This window comes from Pseudomonas chlororaphis subsp. piscium, from assembly GCF_003850345.1.
Taxonomy (GTDB): Bacteria; Pseudomonadota; Gammaproteobacteria; order Pseudomonadales; family Pseudomonadaceae; genus Aquipseudomonas; species Aquipseudomonas piscium.
In genome coordinates this window covers 3424753-3442105 of sequence record NZ_CP027707.1, presented here as the reverse complement: position 1 = coordinate 3442105, position 17353 = coordinate 3424753, and the positions used below count along the sequence as shown (strand labels likewise).

Below are 17353 nucleotides of genomic sequence, written 5' to 3'. Positions count from 1 at the left end.
AATATCGGCTAGGTCCGGGTCACTTCTTGCGAGCGGCGACGGCTTCGATTTCCACCAGGCCGCCGGGCAGCGGCAGGGCGACCACTTGCACCGCGGTGCGCGCCGGCTTGTGCGGCTGCTCGGCGCTGCCGAAGAACGGCGTATAGCCTTGCTGCAGCCCGGCGAAATCCAGCTTGCCGCCCTTGGCCGGGTCGCCCACCAGGAACACCCGCAGCTGGATCACGTCCCCCAGGTCGAGGCCCTGGCTGTGCAGCACGCCCTTGAGCTTGTTGAGGATCGAGGTGGTCTGGGTCGCGGTGTCGCCGTAGGCGGCAAAGGAATCCTTCGGCGCTTGCGGGTCGTGCAGATCAGCGAGCAGGCCGCTGACGAACAGCAGCTCGGTCTGCGCCGGCACCGCCACCGCCAGGGAAATCGGAAAGTTGGAATTGGGCAGGGCGATGCGCTTGATTTCGTCGGCGTGGCTGGCGAATGCGGTGGCGGTCATGAACAGTCCTGCGAGCAGTGTGGTGGTTTTCATTGGTCGGTCCTTCTGTCTTGGGGGAAATCAGTGGGGAAAATCAGGCGGCCACGCCCGGTTGCTGGCGTTCGGCATGGCGGCCGATCAGGCTGACGATGCGTCGCGCCGAATCGGCGGCGCTGTTCTGCCAGATGCCGACGCCGCCATGGGCCAGGGCGTCGCTGGCCAGGTAGGTGCGGCCCTGGGGCTGGTTGAGGATGTGATAGGCCTGCTCGCCGACCTCGTCGTTGACGATCCACGGGCCTTTGCTGAAGGGCACCTTGGACCAGTTGATGGCCACCGGTTTTTGCAGCTTGGCGCTGTGCCCGGGGTGCAGCAGCTCGACGGCCAGGCGCGAGGAAGCGAACTGTTCGGCCAGGGATTTCTGGCTGAAGGCCTGGGCCGCCGCGCTGGTGTTGTAGGCGGCGATAAGGATGCCCTGGGCACTGTTCAGCCGGTCGCTGGGGTACCACAGGCCTTTGACCTCGTGGTCCAGGTAGGACAGCCCGCCGAAGATGTTGAAGTCGGTTTCCCAGAAGCGCGGCGACTGCCAGGCCACCTTGTTCGCCTGGTCGCTCTGGGCGCTGAGGATCGCCTGCTTGAACGGCGTGCTGAAGTTGCTCGGCAGCTTGGCCAGCAGCGGCAGCGGTACCGTGACGATGGCGTAGTCGGCGCTCAGGGTCTGAGTCTTGCCGGTCTGGCGGTCCTTGTAGGTGACGCGGCTGCCTTGCTCGGAAGTCTGGATGTCGCTGACCTCGGCATGGAAGCGCACCGCGTCCTTGAGCTTGTCGTAGAACGCCAGGGGAATGCGGTCCATGCCGCCCACCGGCTGGAACATGGTCGAGGAAAACTCGGGGATTTCATCGAACACCAGCGCGCCCCAGAGCTTGGGATTGAGCAGGGTCTGCAACTCCAGCGGCGCCCGGGTGATGCCGGTCTGGTCGCCCGCGCCGGGCAGGCGGGTGTAGCCCGAACGCACCGAACCTGTGTATTTGAAGTCGGCGTTGAGGTCGCCATAGACCTTGAGGAAATTCAGCAGCGCCTGGCGGTCGTCGGCGCTGAGGTCCTGGTCCAGGGCCTTGCGGCTGACGCTGCGCGCCAGCAGTTCGGACAGCTGGCCACGGCTGTCGTTGACCGCCTGGCGCAGCTGGAACGCCGGCTGCCGGGCGTCCGGCAAAGCCAGGGCATTGCGGCTGCTGTTGACCAGCACTTGCAGCTCGACGCCCAGCTCGCGGCAATAACCGAGAAGGGTCTGGTGATGGCTGGGAATACGCGCCGGGCCGGCGTTGAAGAACTGGCCCTCATCGAAGTCCACGGTCTGGCTGACGCCGTCGTCGAACTCCACCTTGCTGCCACGGCGCAGGGTCCAGTTGCGTCCGCCGACCCGCTCGCGGGCTTCGAGGATGGTTACGCTGAAACCGGCCTTGCGCAGTTCATAGGCGCTGACCAGCCCGGAAATGCCGGCGCCGACCACCACCACATGCTTGCCTTTGCCGCTGCTGCCCAGTTGCAACGGGTCGAAGCTCGCCGCCAACGCCTTGGGCGCAAGCCCCAGGGCATCGAGGGCGCCGACGGCGGCGGAATAACCACCGACGGCGGCGATACGGGAAATCAGTTGCCTGCGGGTAAAAGCCATAAGGTACTCCTTGGCATGTTTGCCGATGAGGGGGTCAGAGGTCGTAGCGCACGGACAGCAACAGGGTTCGCGGGTCGTTGACCGAGTAGTAGCGGGCGCCGCTGGACGGCACGTAGCCCACCGACTGCGGGTAGGCGCGGTCGAGCAGGTTTTTCACCGCCAGGGTGGTGGTCCAGTGGCCGTCGCCGGAGATGTAGCGGGTGTTGGCGTTCCAGAAGGTCTGTTGGGGGATTTGCTGGATGTCGTCGTTCAGCGCGTTGGCGTAGGACTTGGTCTGGAACTGCGCATCGGTGCCGGCCAGCCAGGTGCCGGGCTGGCCGGCGGGAATGCTGTAGTTGAGGCCGACGCTGGTGTTCCAGCGCGGCGAGAACACCAGCTGCTTGCCGTTGGCATCGACCCCGGCGCCGCTGGCATTCTCGAAGTCGTCGTACTGGCTTTGCAGGTAGCCGAGGTTGAAGGTCAGCTGCAAGTCGTGGGTCAGGGCGCTGAGGGTTTCCAGCTCGACCCCGTAGGTGTGGGCCTGGCCGACGTTGGTGCGCAGGCTGACGCCCAGCGCCGGGTCGTAGGCGTTGGTCTGCAGGTCCTTGTAGTCGTTGTAGAACAGCGCCAGGTTGGCCCGCAGGCGGCGGTCGAAGAAGTCGCCCTTGAAGCCGGTTTCCCAGGTGGTCACGTCTTCCGGGGAAAACGCCTGCTCGGCGGCGGCGCGGGTCGGCGCGCGGTTGTCGTAGCCACCGGCCTTGAAGCCCTTGGCCACGTAGGCGTACTGGTTCAGGTGCGGGGTCCAGGCGTATTCGAAGCCGAGTTTCGGGCTGGTGGACTGCCAGGACTTGCTCGAATCGGCGCTGAAGTTGCTGCCGGTGATCCGCCGATTGGTGTCGATGGCGTAGTTGTCGTACTCGAAATTCTTGTGCTCGCGGGTAAAGCGCAGCCCGGCGATCAGCGACAGTTGCGGGGTGATCCTGTAGCTGCCCTGGCCATAGAGCGCGTAGCTCTCGGTGTGGGTGGTGCTGTACTGGCCCTGACCGATCACCCGGTTGCGTGCCACCGAGTAGGTGAGGTTGTCGCGCTCGGCGTCGAACTTCTCGCGGTACAGGTACAGGCCGGTGCTGAAGCTGAAGTCGTCGTAGTCGCCGTTGAGCTGGAACTCCTGGGTGGCGTAGTCCTGCTTGTAGAGGATCAGGTTGTTCTGGATCAGCGCCGCCTGGCCCGAGTTGTCGTAGTCCACCGGCTGGTGGAAGGCCGAGTAGGCGGTCACCGACTTGAAGTTCAGGTGCTCGTCGATGGCGTAGATCGCCCGCAGCACCGAGCTGCCCTGGTCGAGACGGTTCTTCGGATCGAGGCTGCTGTAGCTCTTGAACTTGTCGAAGCGGCCGTTGGCATCGAAGGGTGTGTAGCTGGTGGTGTCGCCCCGGTCGAAGGTACCGGCCAGGGTCAGTTGCACATCCCAGGGCGAGTCGTCCGGCTTGTAGCGCAGCTTGCCGCGGTACGACTGGATATCGACGTTGTTCACGTCCTTGCCGCGGGTGGGGTTGGAGACAGTGCCGTCGCGGCTCAGGCGGATTGCCGAGAAACTGCCGAACAGGGCGTTGTCCACCAGCGGCCCGCTGATCAACAGGCGGCCGTTCTGGGCGTTGTAGTTGCCGGCGCCGAGTTCGAGGAAACCCCGGGTTTCCTGGGTCGGGTCGCGGGTGATCACACGGATCGCCCCGGCGCTGCTGTTGCGCCCGTACAGGGTGCCCTGGGGACCGCGCAGCACCTCGACGCGCTCGACGTCGTTGAAATCGAGCATCGAGGAAATCGCCCGCGGGATGTACAGGTCGTCGGCGTAGACCGCGACGGCCGCTTCCTGGATCGGATCGGTCTCGCCGATGCCCCGGATGCCGTAGGTCTGCGCGCTGTAGGAGATCGACTGGCGGCTGAGGGTCAGGTTCGGCACCTGCCCGGAGAGGTCGCGGATGCTCTTGATCTGCTTGTCTTCCAGGGCTTTTTCGTCGAACGCGGAGATCGCCAGCGGGGCCTTTTGCAGGTCCTCGGCATGGTGCTCGGCGGTGACGGTGACCACCGGCAGGGCAGCCTTGTCGGTGCTTTCTTCGGCGTGGGCCGGCAACCCGGCCAGGTTCAGCGAGACGCCGGCGCTCAGGGAGACGGCCAGCGTCAGGCGGTGTGCGGTGAAGTGCTGCATGGTGAACCCCAGGTGTGTAGGTTGGCGTTGTTATGTTTTTTTGGGCAAAGCTGCGCCGGGGCCATGGTTCGAAAGCCATGGCGGCGGGGGCTTGAGCCGGTTTCAGGTTCGGGTGGAGCTATTGACCGTGGAATGGTGTCGGCCGGAAAAAATGCAGTTCCGTGGGCCTCCACCTGGTCGGGTGGTCGGTGCTGGATGTAACAGTATTTGTATAAATACGCGGTGTAAAAGTCTGAATAGTTATAAGTTAATTATAAAAATATGTAATTTAATGCGATTAATAAATGCGTATTCCTGATGTTTATTTTGAGGGTTCAAAAACGAAATCGCGGGCAAGCCTCGCTCCTACGGGTCACACGTAACCTGTAGGAGCGAGGCTTGCCCGCGATAGCGGTGGAGCGTCTGGCGCTACTTAATAGCCGCGCTCCAGGTTCGCCGGGTTCTCCAAGGGTTGGCCAGCAAGAAAACGCTCGAGGTTGGCCAGGAAACCGTCGGCGATCTCATGCCGGCTGTTGGTGGAGACCGACGAGGTATGGGGCGACAGGCGCACCCTGGGATGGCTGTACAGCGGATGGCCGGCCGGCAGGGGTTCGGGTTCGGTGACGTCCAGCGAGGCCAGGCCGATGCGCCCGCTGTCCAGGGCCGCGAGCAGGGCGTCCTGGTCCAGCAGGCCGCCGCGGGCGATGTTGATCAGGTGCAGGCCGGGCTTGGCGCTGGCCAGCACCTCGCGGTTGACGATATGCCGGGTCGCTTCGGTCAAGGGCGCCGCCAGCACCAGATGGTCGCTACGGGCGAACAGCTCATGGATATCCCGCGCCGCCTGCACGCCCTCGACCTCGAACGGCGCCTGGCTCTGGCGCAGGGCAAGCACATTCAGGCCCAGGGCCCGGGCCTTGCTCGCCAGGCTGCGGCCGATCGCGCCAAAGCCGAGAATCCCCAGGGTGCAGCCCTTGAGCGGCGTCAGCGCGGTGAAATTCCAGTGCGGGTCATGCACCCAGATCTGCGGCAGGTGCTTGGCCGCGGCGAAGATCGCGGCCAGGGCGAACTCGGCGATGTTCTCGGCCCCGCTGCCGCGCAGGGTGCTGACCGGCGGGCCGTTGAACAACCACCTGGGGTAGAAGTCGATGCCGGACGACACCACCTGGACCCACTGCAATGCGTAGGGCCAGCCGGGAGGCGGGGTATCCGGGGCCAGGTAACCGCGGACATTGATCGGCCGCGCCAGCAGGATGCTGACCTCGGCCGGCAGGTCGCTGGGTACGCCGACGGGAACGTCGAGCACCTTGGCCCCCGGGTGAGTCAGCGCCAGGCGCTGGCGGATCACAGCGTTGAAGTCGGCATCCAGTTGGCTGGCGATAACGAGCTGGGTCATGACTTGTCCTTGTTCTGGCGCTGAGCGAATACCGCTTTGCCGACACCTTGCAGCACGGCATCGTTCTGCGGGGTGTGGACACGACCGCAGAGCACATCGCGGTAATGCCGTTGCAGCGGGCTGTGGCGCGACAGGCCGGGGTTGCCGGAGGCCTCGATGGCCAGCTCGACGGCGCGAATCGCGTTGCCGGTCACCAGGTACTTCAACTGCGCGGCGTTGCTCGCCGGCGTGCGGCCTTCGGCGGCGGAATCCAGCAGGCTGCGGTTGGCGAACAGCAGGGTGTCGATATGGCCGAGGGTTTCCTGGAAGCGCGGCAGGGTCGCCAGGGCGGCGCCGAGGTTGGACGGCTTGCGCGTCTCCAGCCAGCCCACCAGCCAGTCCCGCGCGGCCTGGGCGATGCCGTCATAGACCGCCGACAGCAGCCCCGCCATCCACAGGAACCCGTCGCCATCCAGCTCCGGCTGCGGCGCGCTCCAGGGGCTGACGCTGACGGCGTGGTCCAGCGGCACCAGTACATTGTCGAACAGCACTTCGTGGCTGCAGGTGGCGCGCATGCCCAGGTGGTCCCAGTCCTCGACGATGCTGATGCCGGGGGTGTCCTTGTGCACCAGCCAGGCGCCGACCAGCGGGTCTTCGTCGGTGCTGCGGGCCCAGACGCTGAACCAGCTCAGGCCATGGCTGCCGGTGGAGTAGATCTTGCGCCCGCTGATGCGCCAACCGGCGGCGGTGCGCCGGGCGATGGTCGCCGGCAGGCCGCCGCGGGCCGGAGTGCCAAGGTCGGGCTCGACCCGCAGGGCATTGATCAGCGCGCCGTCGTGCACCGCGTCGGCGGCCACCCGCAAGCGCAGGGCTTCGGGCCAGCTCTTGCTGTCTTGCAGGCGCGAGTGCTGCAGGTACTGCATCACCAGGATCAGCGCGGTGGAGGGTTCGCCCTTGGCCACCGCGCTGATCACCTTGCGCGCCTGGGCCAGGCTGGCGCCGCCACCGCCCAGGTGCTTGGGCACCGTCAGGGCCAACAGGCCATGCTGATGCAGCAGGGCAAAGTTGTCCCGGGGAAAGGCGCCGCTCTCGTCATACAGGTGGGCCGTGGCGCCGAGTTGCTGGCTGATACGTTGCAGCAAGGCGTCGAAGTCGGCGACCTCGACCGGATGCAGCAAGGGCGGCAGTGGGGAAGAAAGACTCATGGTGAGTTCACTCGATCAAGGAGGCTGGGAGCCGGCTCATAGCGGCAGCAAGGCAAAACTTCGGTCCCACAGGGGACTGACGTCGAGCCGTTCGCTGAGCACGCCGGCGTCGAAGAACAGGTCGGCGACGGCCTGCTGCGAGGCGATGGCCTGGTCGTTGACGGCGATAATCTGCGACGGTTGGCTGCGGTTGTTGTACATGTCGAGGAATACCGCCTTGTCGACGCCCAGCAGTTGCGCCGACTTGCTCGCCCAGGGCTCGGGGTTGTCGTTGATCCACTCCAGGGTGCGCGCCTGGCGCTGGATATAGTCCTGGATCGCCTGTTTGCGCAGCGGCTCTTCCAGGGCCGCGGGCCGCGCGGCGATCAGGTAGTTGCCGGACAGGTAGCCCAGGGCGGTCTTCAGCACCCGGGCGCCACTGCGGAATTTCGCCAGCTGGATAAACACGCCATAGATCACCCAGGCGTCGAGCTGGCCGCTCTGGAAGGCGCTGAAACCGTCCTGGGGCGTGAGCGCTACCGCGGTGATGTCGTTCATGCTCAGGCCCTGTTCCTTCAAGGCCTTGATCAGGAAGTAGTGCGACGTGGTGGAGCGCACATAGCCGACCCGCTTGCCGCGCAACTGGCCGACCGACTCGACTTTCGAGTCCTTGGGAATCAGGAACACCTGGTTGTTCACATCGCCTTGCAGCACCGCGATCATGCGTGGCTGGCGATGGCTCTGGATCGAGAAGATCGGCGGGATCTCGCTCATCCCGCCGACATCCAGGCTGCCCGAGGCCAGGGCCTCGACTATCAGGTTGCCGCCGGCGAACTCCGAGTATTCGACCTTATAGGGGGTGTTGGCGGTGCCGGCGTCCTCGACGAAGTAGGAGTCCTGTCCACGGTAGGTGGCGACTCCCAGGGTCAGGTCGGCAAGGCTGTTGTTTTGGGCGAAGGCGCGCGTGGCCAAGCCTAGCGAGGACAAGCCCAGGGCGCCGAGGGCCAGCGAGCTGGCGGCGAGGAAGCCGCGACGATTGAGGTATTGGCTCATGCCACGGCCTCGCTCTGGGCTGCACTGGCTTGGGACGCAGTGGCGTAGCGGTTGACCGGCACCGGCAGGCCGAGGTTGTCGCGCAGGGTCTGGCCGCTGTACTCATCGCGGAACACGCCGCGCTGTTGCAGCACCGGCACCACCTGCTCGGTGAAATACTGCAGGCCGTCCGGCAACAGCGAGTTGATGATGAAGCCGTCGGCGGCGCCACCTTCGAACCACTTTTGAATGGCGTCGGCGACCTGCTCGGGGGTGCCGACGAAGTCGCGCCGGGGCCGGGAGAAGCGCAGGGCCACTTCGCGCAAGCTCAGGCCCTCGTCGCGGGCCAGCTGCTTGATCCGCTCCGAGCCGCCTTTCTGGCTATTGGCGCCCAGATCGCCGAGTTCAGGGAAGGGCGCATCCAGCGGGTACTGGCTGAAGTCGTGGTCGTTGAACGGTCGGCCGAGGGCGACTATGGCGTCTTCGATGCTCACCAGCGCCACCGCCTGCTGGTAGCGGTCTTCGACCTCCGCCACATCGCGGCCAACGATCGGGCGGATGCCGGGCAAGATCGACAACAGCTGCGGATCGCGGCCAAAGCCGGCGGCGCGGCGTTTCAGGTCCTGATAATAGGCGCGGGCTTCATCGAAGCCCTCGGAATTGACGAAAATCGCATCGGCATTCTCGGCGGCGAAATTGCGCCCGTCCTCGGAGGTGCCGGCCTGGAAAATCACCGGCTGGCCTTGCCGGGAGCGGGCGATGTTCAGCGGGCCTTTCACCGAGAAGAATTCGCCCTGGTGCTTCAGGGCATGCAGCTTGCCGGGGGTGAAGAACTCGCCGCTGTGCTTGTCGTAGGCGAAGGCATCGTCTTCCCAGGAATCCCACAGGCCCTGGACCACCGCCACATGTTCCTTGGCGATGCGGTAGCGCACGGCGTGGGGCGGGTGCTCGGCCTTGCCGAAGTTGTCGGCGGTGCCGCTGAGCCAGGAGGTGACCACGTTCCAGCCGGCGCGACCGCCGCTGATATGGTCCAGCGAGGCGAACTGACGGGCGACCTGGAACGGCTCGGTGTAGCTGACGGTAACGGTAGCCACCAGGCCGATGTGCCGGGTGCTGGCGGCCAGGGCCGAGAGAATGGTCAGCGGCTCGAAGCGGTTGAGGTAGTGCGGGCTGGATTTTTCATGGATGTGCAGGCTGTCGGCGATGAACACGAAGTCGAACTTCGCCGCCTCGGCCAACTGCGCCTGCTGCCTATAGAAGTCGAAGTTCACGCTGGCGTTGGCCAGGGCCCGCGGGTGGCGCCATTCGCCCCAGCCGTGACCGACGCCATGGACCATCGCGCCGAGTTTCAATTGACGTTGTTTGCTCATGGTGGTGCTCCTGAGTCTGTCGCTGGGTCAGCGGGATGCCTGGTTGAGTTGCACACGCGGGGCGTTGAAGCTCTTGTCGAAGCCTTGGGAAACGTCGATGGGGCGGGTGAGGATGCCTTCCTCGCGGTAGATGTCCGCGGTGGTCTGCAGGCCGCCGATGACCTGGTCGTCGATCGCCACCGGCTGCATGTGCGTGGCCTTGGCCACCGCCAGGGGCACGGCCAGGGGCAGGCCAGTGACCTGGGCCTGGGCGGCGGCGAACTCCTGGGGATGGGCATTGGTCCAGCGGTAGGCGCGATCGACCCGGGCGACGAAGTCTTCGAGCTGCTGGCGTTTGTCGGTGATGGCCTGGCGGGTGGCGGCCAGGTACAGGTGGTTGCTCAGCAGGCTGTCGCCGCTGGCCAGCACCTTGGCCTGGCTCTGGGTGGTGGCGATGGTGGTGTAAGGGTCCCAGGTCGACCAGGCGTCGGCGCTGCCGTTGTCCAGGAGGATGCGTGACTCGCTGGGCAGCAGGTAGATGAACTGCACGTCCTGGGTGCTCAGGCCGACGCTGCGCAGGGCCTTGATCGCCAGGAAGTGGCCGATGGAGCCGCGGGTGGTGACGATGCGCTTGCCCTTGAGGTCGCGGGCGTCGTTCAGCGGCGAATCCCTGGGCGCGAGAATGGCCGTGGTGTAGCGCCCCTCGGCGTGGATGATGCTGACCACCTTGAGCGGCGCGCCGGCGCCGAGGGCGAACACATAGGGCGCATCGCCCAGGGCGCCGATATCCACGGCTCCGGCATTCAGCGCCTCGCCCAGGGGCGCGGCGGCGGGGAACTCGGAGAACTGGATCTCATAAGGCACGTCCTTCAGCTCGCCGGAGACCTCCAGCAGGACCTTGATCGTCGACTTCTGGTTGGCCACCAGCAGTGGTTGCAGGTCGGCGGCCTGCACCGTGGCGGCGAGGCAGAGAGTGGCAGCCAGCAACAGCTGGGTGATGAAGGGCAGGGTAACGCGCATGACGACAGGCTCCAGGCGGGTGTCGGTGGTTTGGGGTCACCTCCGCCTGGAGAAAGGGGTCGGTCCGGGTGTTGCGTCGGGTGGCTCAGGTACCTGTTGAGGCACATGAGCCGGGCTGTTTCAGATCACATAAAAACCATGGGTGCCGTCGCGGGCCAGCTGGTCCACCAATCCGAACTCCCAGTCCAGGTAGGCTTGCATGGCTTCGCGAGGGTTATCGGTGCCCTCGTAGGGCCGGCGATAACGATCGATGCGCGGCGAGGCCAGGCGGGTTTCGCCCGTCTCCAGTGGCAGCTGCGCGGCGATCCAGCTGGCGCTGCCCTGGTGCAGCAGGAACACCGCCTTGCCGGTCAGGGCCTCGACCTCGGCGACCGCCAGCCGCGCCAGTTGGCTGCTGCCGCAGGTCAGCACATAACGCTCGGCGGGCGGTAGCTTGGCCAGGACCTCCGGCAACTGCGCGCGCAAGGCCCACCAGGCGCCCGGGATATGCCGTTTGACGTAGTTGGCGCTGCTGGTGAAATCCAGCACCAGAGTGTCGCCTTCGCCCAGCCACTGGGCCAGGGTGTCCGGGCTGATTTCCTCGGCCTGGCGCGGCGCGGGCACCGGTGCCTGCCAGGGACCTTGTTCGCTGAAATGCGCGGGCTGCACGTCGTCCAGCACATAGACCTGCCAGCCCAGCTGCGCCAGCCAGGAGGCGGACATATTGGCGCGCACGCCATCGTCGTCCACCAGCACCAGGCGCGCGCCGCGCACACTGGCGAAGTGATCGGTTTCCTGCACCAGTTGCCCGCCGGGGGTGGAGCGGGCGCCGGGCAGGTGGCCGGCCTCGAATTCTTCCGGGGTGCGCACGTCGAACAGGTAGGTGCTGCGCTGCGTTTCCTGCTGCCAGCGTTGCAGGTCGCCGAGTCTGGCGCGGCCCACTCGGGCCTTGTCGGCCACCCGCCGGGCGTCTTGGGCGGCGCTGTCTCGATGAGCTTCGCTGGTCGCAGCGAAGCGCCGCGACTGGCCGTGTTCCAGTGCCTGCCCGGCCAGGGTCCAGCCGATGGTGCCGTTGCGCAGGGCGGCCACCGGGTTGGCGATGCCGGCATTGATCAGGGATTGGGTGCCGATGATGCTGCGGGTGCGTCCGGCGCAGTTGACGATGATCCGGGTTGCCGGGTCCGGTGCCAGCTCGCGGGCGCGCAGCACCAGCTCCGCCCCCGGCACGCTGATGCCACGGGGAATGCTCATGGTCTGGTATTCGTCGAAACGCCGGGCATCGAGCACCACCAGGTCAGCCTGGCTGTCGAGCAGGGCCTGGACTTCTTCCGCCGCCAGGGACGGCGTATGCCGTTGGCTTTCCACCAGTTCGCCGAAGGCCTTGCTCGGCACATTGACGTCGATGAACAACTCGCCACCGGCGCTGCGCCAACCCTCCAGGCCACCCTCGAGCAGGCTCAAATTGCTGTAGCCCAGCGCTTGCAGGCGTTGCGCGGCGCTGTCCGCCAGGCCTTCACCATTGTCATAGAGGGTGATTGGGGTATCGCGCCGGGGAATCCGCGAATACACCTCCAGCTCCAGTTTCGACAGCGGGATATTGGCGGCGAACAGCGGATGCCCCTGGGCGAAGGGCGCCTCTTCGCGCACATCGACGAGGGCCAGCTCTTCACGGTTCAGCAGCGCCTGGCGGATCTGCGGGTAGGAGCGGGTAGGTGCTGTGCTCATAGGGCTTGGCTCTCTTTGGACAGGTCCCAGATATTGGGCAGGAAGGCGTTGGAATAACCGGAAATGAACAGTTTCTCGCTGCCGTCGCACTGGTACACCGCGCGGCGCACGGCGCCGATATTGGCGCCATAGACATGAATGCTGATGGACACCTGGTCGTCGAAGGCGTTGCTGACCGAATGGATGTCGCCGATCTTCGGCGACACCGCCTCGACCTGGCCGGGCAGCAACTGGATACGATTACCCTCGGCCTGCAGGCTGCCGTCGCTGTGGCGGGCGAAACCTTGCGAGTACTCCGAGCCCCGCAACATGCCGATCAGCCCCCAGACCCGGTGGTCGTGGATCGGCGTGCGTTGCCCCGGCCCCCAGACAAAACTGACGATGCTGAAGCGCTGCCGGGAGTCGGCATGCAGCAAATATTGTTGATAGCGCTCCGGATCGGGGCGGGCGAAGTCCTCGGGCAGCCAGTCGTCATGGCTGACCAGCTGGGCCAGCAGCTTGCCGCCGCGGTGCAGCAGATCGCCTTCGCGGGGGTTGCTGTCGATCAGCTCCGCCAGGGCGCCTATGAATGCTCTGAGTCTCTCCGGGTGTCGGGCCTGGGTCATGGCGATTCCGTGGTCGTGGTCTAGGTTCGATATCAGGGTTCGATATCAGGATTTAAGCATAATGATTTTTCTTAATATGCTATTTTTTTATGATTAGGTTATAGCCGAAAGGAATTTAGAACCCTTGTGAATAGCGTTAGACGTTATCGATAGATGCGCCAGGCTATCCAGCCACTCACATTCAAACTATGCTTTTCGAACATCTTAATGACTGTTCTCTATGTGCGGGCCAAATGAAAATTGATGATATCGACGCCTTTGTCGAAGTGATTCGTTGCCAGTCCATCAGCCATGCCGCCGAGACTTTGCAACTGACGCAGCCGGCGATCACCCGGCGGGTGCAGAACTTCGAGCAGGCCTTGGGCGTGGAGCTGTTCGACCGCAATACCAAGCCGCTCAAGCCGACCCTGATCGGTACCCGGGTGTACGAGCAGTGCCGGCTGATCCTGCGGGAAATGGATGCCCTGCGCGAACTGGTGGCCACCGACGCGCCGCCCACCGGGCTGTTGCGCCTGGGCGTGCCGCAGACCATCGGCGATGTGGTGTTGCTCGATGCCCTCAAGCACCTGCGGGTCGAATACCCCGAACTGCGCGCCCAGGTGGCCACGGGCTGGGGCAGCCAGCTGGTGGGCAAGATCGAGCGCGGCGAGCTGGACGCGGCGGCGGCGCTGTTCCCGGCCGGCAAGATATTCCCGGACAACATCATCGGCGAGTCGATCGGCAAGATGGAACTGGTGGTGGTCTGCGCCAAGGCGCAATTGCCCAAGCGCCCGTGCAAGCTCGCCGACATCTACCAGAACGGCTGGATTCTCAATCCGGACGGCTGCGGCTTCCGCGCCGGGCTGCAACGCACCCTGTCGGACCAGGGCCTGGCCCTGCGGGTCAACCTGGAAACCTTCGGCACCGAGTTGCAGCTGGGCCTGGTCGCCGATGGCCTGGGACTCGGCCTGGTGCCACGGCCGTTGCTGGAGCGCAGCGCCCACCGCGAGCAACTGGCGGTGATGCCGCTCAAGGACTTCAAGCCGGTGATGGACCTGTGGCTGATCTACCCGCATTTTCTCGGCAACCTGCAAGGGCCGGTGGACGCCTTTGGCAAGCTGGTCGCCGGCTCGCTGCAGAAGATCAAGAGTGCTGCGTGAGCTGTTAAACGAGGGCAAGGGCAGGGCGGCTTAAAATAAAAAATAATGATAATTAGCTTAGATTAAAATGTGCTTTTTATTATTTTTTGCCTTCCCCTAGGCTGGCTGGAGTTCCTTAAAGGCCATCCAGGAAGTTTTGCCATGAGCAGCGTCAGCCCGTTATCCAGCGTCTCGAAAAATGTTCGCCAGCGTGTCAGCCCCGAAGAGTGGGAGGTGCGCGTGAAACTCGCCGCGGCCTACCGGCTGGCGGCCTTGTACAAGTGGACCGATCACATCTACACGCACTTTTCCGCGCGGGTGCCGGGGCCCGACGAGCATTTCCTGATCAACGCCTTCGGCTTGCTGTTCGATGAAATCAGCGCTTCCAACCTGGTCAAGGTCGACATCGACGGCACCATCGTCGACGACCCCACGGGCCTCGGGATCAACTACGCCGGTTATGTGATCCACAGCGCGATCCACGGCGCCCGTCCCGACCTGCACGCGGTCCTGCACACCCATACTCGCGACGGCATCGCGGTGTCCGCCCAGCGTGACGGCCTGTTGCCGATTTCCCAGCACGCCATCGGTTTTTCCGGACGCGTGGCCTATCACGGTTACGAAGGCATCGCTCTGGACCTCGACGAGCGCGAACGACTGGTGGCGGACCTGGGGGACAAGAGCGTATTGATCCTGCGCAATCACGGGCTGCTCACCGCGGGCATCAGCGTCGAGCACGCGTTCCAGCAACTGCAGACCCTGGAGCGCGCCTGCAATATCCAGATCGCCGCCCAGGCCAGCGGCAATGCCGAGCTGATCTTCCCGCCGGCCGAGGTGGTGGCCAAGGTCGAGAAGCAGGCCGAAGCCTTCAAGAGTGGCGACGGTCCTGGTGTCGCCCGACATTGGAATGCGCTGATCCGCCAGTTGGAGCGCAGCGATACGGCCTACAAGGAGTGATGGTACGTGTAGCCGCTGCCGAAGGCTGCGATCAGCTTGGGCGGCATTCCGACGAAGCAGACGTAAAACCGGAGATTGTGGTTTGTCAGGCAGACCCTGTCTTACGGATTCACGACTGCTGCGCAGCCGATCGCAGGCTACGCCAGCGGCTACAGGATGTCCGTTCAGTGATACGGCTTAGTAAGAAGTAACGCTTTGTAGCCGCTGCCGAGCCGAAGCGAGGCTGCGAACGACCGCGCAGCGGTCGCCAGGCCAGGCGCCGCCGCAGGTCAGCGATACCGAGTCGTCAGGTTGGCGGGGCTGTGCCCCGATCGCAGCCTGCGGCAGCGGCTACAGGGCGATCAGGGCTCCATGCGTCGGGGCTTCAGGTCAGGCGACTTTTTCCGCGGCCAACCGCTCGCGCTCGGCCACCAGCTTGCGGGTCAGCGGGATCAGGCGCTGGCCATAGTCGATGGCATCCTCGAGCGGGTCGAAACCACGGATCAGGAAGGTGGTGATGCCCAGGTCGTAATAGTCGAGCAGGGCTTCGGCCACCTGCTCCGGGGTGCCGACCAGGGACGTCGAGTTGCCCTGGGCGCCGAGCAGCCCGGCGATGCCGGTCCACAGGCGCTTGTCCAGGCGCGTACCCTGGGCCGCTGCTGCCAGCAGGCGACGCGAGCCTTCGTTGGGTGGTTCGCGGCGGACAAAACCGTTCTGCTCGGCCAGGGTGGTGGCCTGCTGCAGGATGCGCTCGGCGCGTGCCCAGGCCTGCTCCTCGGTGTCCGCCAGGATCGGCCGCAACGACAGGCTGAACCTGATGCTGCGGCCATGCTTGGCGGCTTCGGCGCGCACCTGGGTCACCACTTCGCGCACTTGCTCGTAGGTTTCGCCCCACAGCGCATAGACGTCCGCATGCTTGCCGGCCACCGCGATGGCCGCCGCCGAGGAACCGCCGAAATACAGCGGGATGTGCGGCTGTTGCGGCGACTGCACCGCCGAATACGCGCCCTCGACCTGGTAATACTGGCCTTGATAGTCGAAGGGCCGGTCGCGGGTCCATTCCTGGCGCAGCACGTCCAGGTATTCGTCGGTGCGGGCGTAGCGTTGGTCCTTGTCGATATAGCTGCCGTCGGCGCGCAGTTCGCGGTCGTCGCCACCGGTGATGATGTGCACCGCGGTGCGCCCGCCATTGAACACATCCAGGGTGGTGAACTGGCGTGCAGCCAGGGTCGGCGCGGCGAAACCCGGGCGATGGGCGATCAGGAACTTGAGCTTTTTCGTCACGCTGGCGGCGTGCGCGGCGATCAGGGTGCTGTCCGGGCTGTTGGAGTGGAACGCCACCAGGGCGCGGTCGAAACCGGCGTCTTCATGGGCGCGGGCGACGTTCTCCACGTAGTCGGGTTGCAGGACGGGGCCGCTGCGCGGGTGGATTTCCGAGGCGTGATGGCCGCCGATAAAACCGATGAATTCGATACTCATGGTGGATTCCTTATTAATAGGCGTGATTCAGCCTCCACCGGGCAAGGGGTCGGTCCGTGGTGTCGAAAGTAGGCGCAGCGCGGCGGGGTGTGAAATGCCGTTTTGTTCTAAGTTAATTATTAAATTTATTGATTATTTAAATGCAGCTTAATCAGCAATGCGCATTTTATAGCGCCGTGCCCGCGCACTCCGCAAAGGACGCTGGCCGAGCCGGATTACTATGCAAATAATTTATCTGGTTCATTTTATATCTGATTTTTAATCATATTAGGTTATTCCCAAAAAGAATTTCACTGCGGTTTTTTATGCGAATAGCATAAATCCGAAGCTGAAACATGGCGCCTCCGGCCATGGGCTTGATGAGGAAGGAAGCCTGATGAGCGACAAGACTTTCGATACGCCGGGCGCCAGCGGCTCGTTTTCCGTCGACAAGGCCGTTCGCTTCAACAGTGCAGGGCAGGGTGGGGCACGCTGGATCCCGCAGTGGCTGCGCAACTGGCGCACCCCCGAGGCGCTGCTGCGCCTGATCAGCCCGATCGTGCTGCTGTTGCTGTGGGAGCTGGCCTCGCGCTGGGGGCTGATTCCCCAGCGAGTGATCGCCGCGCCGTCGCAGATCGGCGGCACGCTCTGGGCCATGATCGCCTCCGGTGAACTGGGCAAGCACCTGCTGGTGTCGCTGCAACGGGCGCTGGTGGGCTTGAGCATCGGCGTCAGCATCGGGGTGGTGGCGGCGCTGATCAGCGGCTTGTCGAAACGCGGCGAAGTGGTGCTGGATTCGCCGATGCAGATGCTGCGCACCATTCCCTCCCTGGCCCTGGTGCCGCTGTTCATTCTCTGGTTCGGCATCGGCGAGTTCACCAAGATCGCCCTGATCGTCACCGGCACCACCTTCCCGGTGTACCTGAACCTGTTCGCCGGCATCCGCAACATCGACCCCAAGCTGATCGAGGCCGCCAACACCCTGGGCCTGAACCGGCGCGAGCTGATCTGGCACGTGATCCTGCCGGGCGCCTTGCCCTCGTTTTTCGTCGGCCTGCGTTATTCCCTGGGGATCTCCTGGCTGGCCCTGGTGTTCGTCGAGCAGATCAACACCACCGCTGGCATCGGTTATCTGGCCAGTGATGCGCGGGACTTCATGCGCACCGACGTGATCGTCATCTGCCTGCTGATCTACAGCGTGCTCGGCCTGCTGATCGACGGCCTGATCCGCACCCTGGAACGTTTTGCCCTGGCCTGGCGCCCAACTTTCGTGAGGAATTGA

At 64.7% G+C, this 17353-nt stretch carries 14 protein-coding genes; 3 read left to right on the top strand and 11 right to left on the bottom strand.

Annotated features, from left to right (window positions below):
* Positions 1 to 19: 19 nt before the first annotated feature.
* The 10 genes from C4K38_RS15905 to C4K38_RS15860 form a co-directional block, all read right to left on the bottom strand.
* A complete protein-coding gene (locus tag C4K38_RS15905) occupies positions 20 to 517 on the bottom strand; it encodes a RidA family protein (RefSeq protein ID WP_053279216.1) in 498 nt (165 codons plus the stop codon).
* Positions 518 to 557: 40 nt separating this feature from the next.
* Positions 558 to 2132: a flavin monoamine oxidase family protein gene (locus C4K38_RS15900; protein WP_053279215.1), complete on the bottom strand. Its 1575-nt coding sequence runs from the start codon at positions 2130 to 2132 to the stop codon at positions 558 to 560.
* A 34-nt stretch (positions 2133 to 2166) separates the two neighbouring features.
* A complete protein-coding gene (locus C4K38_RS15895; protein WP_053279214.1) occupies positions 2167 to 4314 on the bottom strand; it encodes a TonB-dependent receptor in 2148 nt (715 codons plus the stop codon).
* Between the two features lie 412 nt (positions 4315 to 4726).
* Complete coding sequence (locus tag C4K38_RS15890) at positions 4727 to 5686, bottom strand: D-isomer specific 2-hydroxyacid dehydrogenase family protein (protein ID WP_053279201.1); 960 nt, start codon at positions 5684 to 5686, stop codon at positions 4727 to 4729.
* Positions 5683 to 6870 (bottom strand): acyl-CoA dehydrogenase family protein, encoded by a 1188-nt coding sequence (locus C4K38_RS15885; RefSeq protein ID WP_053279200.1) that lies wholly within the window; start codon positions 6868 to 6870, stop codon positions 5683 to 5685. Before C4K38_RS15885 ends, C4K38_RS15890 begins: the two co-directional genes overlap by 4 nt.
* 36 nt (positions 6871 to 6906) lie before the next feature.
* The gene (locus C4K38_RS15880) at positions 6907 to 7902 is read right to left on the bottom strand and encodes an ABC transporter substrate-binding protein (RefSeq protein ID WP_053279199.1); all 996 of its coding nucleotides are present in this window, start codon (positions 7900 to 7902) and stop codon (positions 6907 to 6909) included.
* A complete protein-coding gene (locus tag C4K38_RS15875; protein WP_053279198.1) occupies positions 7899 to 9251 on the bottom strand; it encodes an LLM class flavin-dependent oxidoreductase in 1353 nt (450 codons plus the stop codon). Before C4K38_RS15875 ends, C4K38_RS15880 begins: the two co-directional genes overlap by 4 nt.
* Positions 9252 to 9278: 27 nt before the next feature.
* On the bottom strand, positions 9279 to 10250 hold the full coding sequence (locus C4K38_RS15870) for an ABC transporter substrate-binding protein (protein ID WP_053279197.1): 972 nt from the start codon (positions 10248 to 10250) through the stop codon (positions 9279 to 9281).
* Between the two features lie 120 nt (positions 10251 to 10370).
* Positions 10371 to 11954: a rhodanese-related sulfurtransferase gene (locus tag C4K38_RS15865; RefSeq protein ID WP_053279196.1), complete on the bottom strand. Its 1584-nt coding sequence runs from the start codon at positions 11952 to 11954 to the stop codon at positions 10371 to 10373.
* Complete coding sequence (locus C4K38_RS15860) at positions 11951 to 12559, bottom strand: cysteine dioxygenase family protein (protein WP_053279195.1); 609 nt, start codon at positions 12557 to 12559, stop codon at positions 11951 to 11953. The genes C4K38_RS15865 and C4K38_RS15860 overlap by 4 nt, the downstream gene beginning before the upstream one ends.
* Before the next feature lie 233 nt (positions 12560 to 12792).
* Here C4K38_RS15860 and C4K38_RS15855 point away from each other — a divergent pair, with 233 nt between their 5' ends.
* Both C4K38_RS15855 and C4K38_RS15850 read left to right on the top strand, forming a co-directional pair.
* Positions 12793 to 13698 (top strand): LysR family transcriptional regulator, encoded by a 906-nt coding sequence (locus C4K38_RS15855; protein ID WP_009049085.1) that lies wholly within the window; start codon positions 12793 to 12795, stop codon positions 13696 to 13698.
* Between the two features lie 141 nt (positions 13699 to 13839).
* Positions 13840 to 14634 (top strand): class II aldolase/adducin family protein, encoded by a 795-nt coding sequence (locus C4K38_RS15850; RefSeq protein WP_053279194.1) that lies wholly within the window; start codon positions 13840 to 13842, stop codon positions 14632 to 14634.
* Positions 14635 to 15003: 369 nt separating this feature from the next.
* On the opposite strand, the gene C4K38_RS15845 is transcribed toward C4K38_RS15850, so the two are convergent.
* On the bottom strand, positions 15004 to 16092 hold the full coding sequence (locus C4K38_RS15845; RefSeq protein ID WP_053279193.1) for an LLM class flavin-dependent oxidoreductase: 1089 nt from the start codon (positions 16090 to 16092) through the stop codon (positions 15004 to 15006).
* A 376-nt stretch (positions 16093 to 16468) separates the two neighbouring features.
* On the opposite strand from C4K38_RS15845, the gene C4K38_RS15840 reads away from it, so the two are divergent.
* Positions 16469 to 17353: an ABC transporter permease gene (locus C4K38_RS15840; protein ID WP_053279192.1), complete on the top strand. Its 885-nt coding sequence runs from the start codon at positions 16469 to 16471 to the stop codon at positions 17351 to 17353.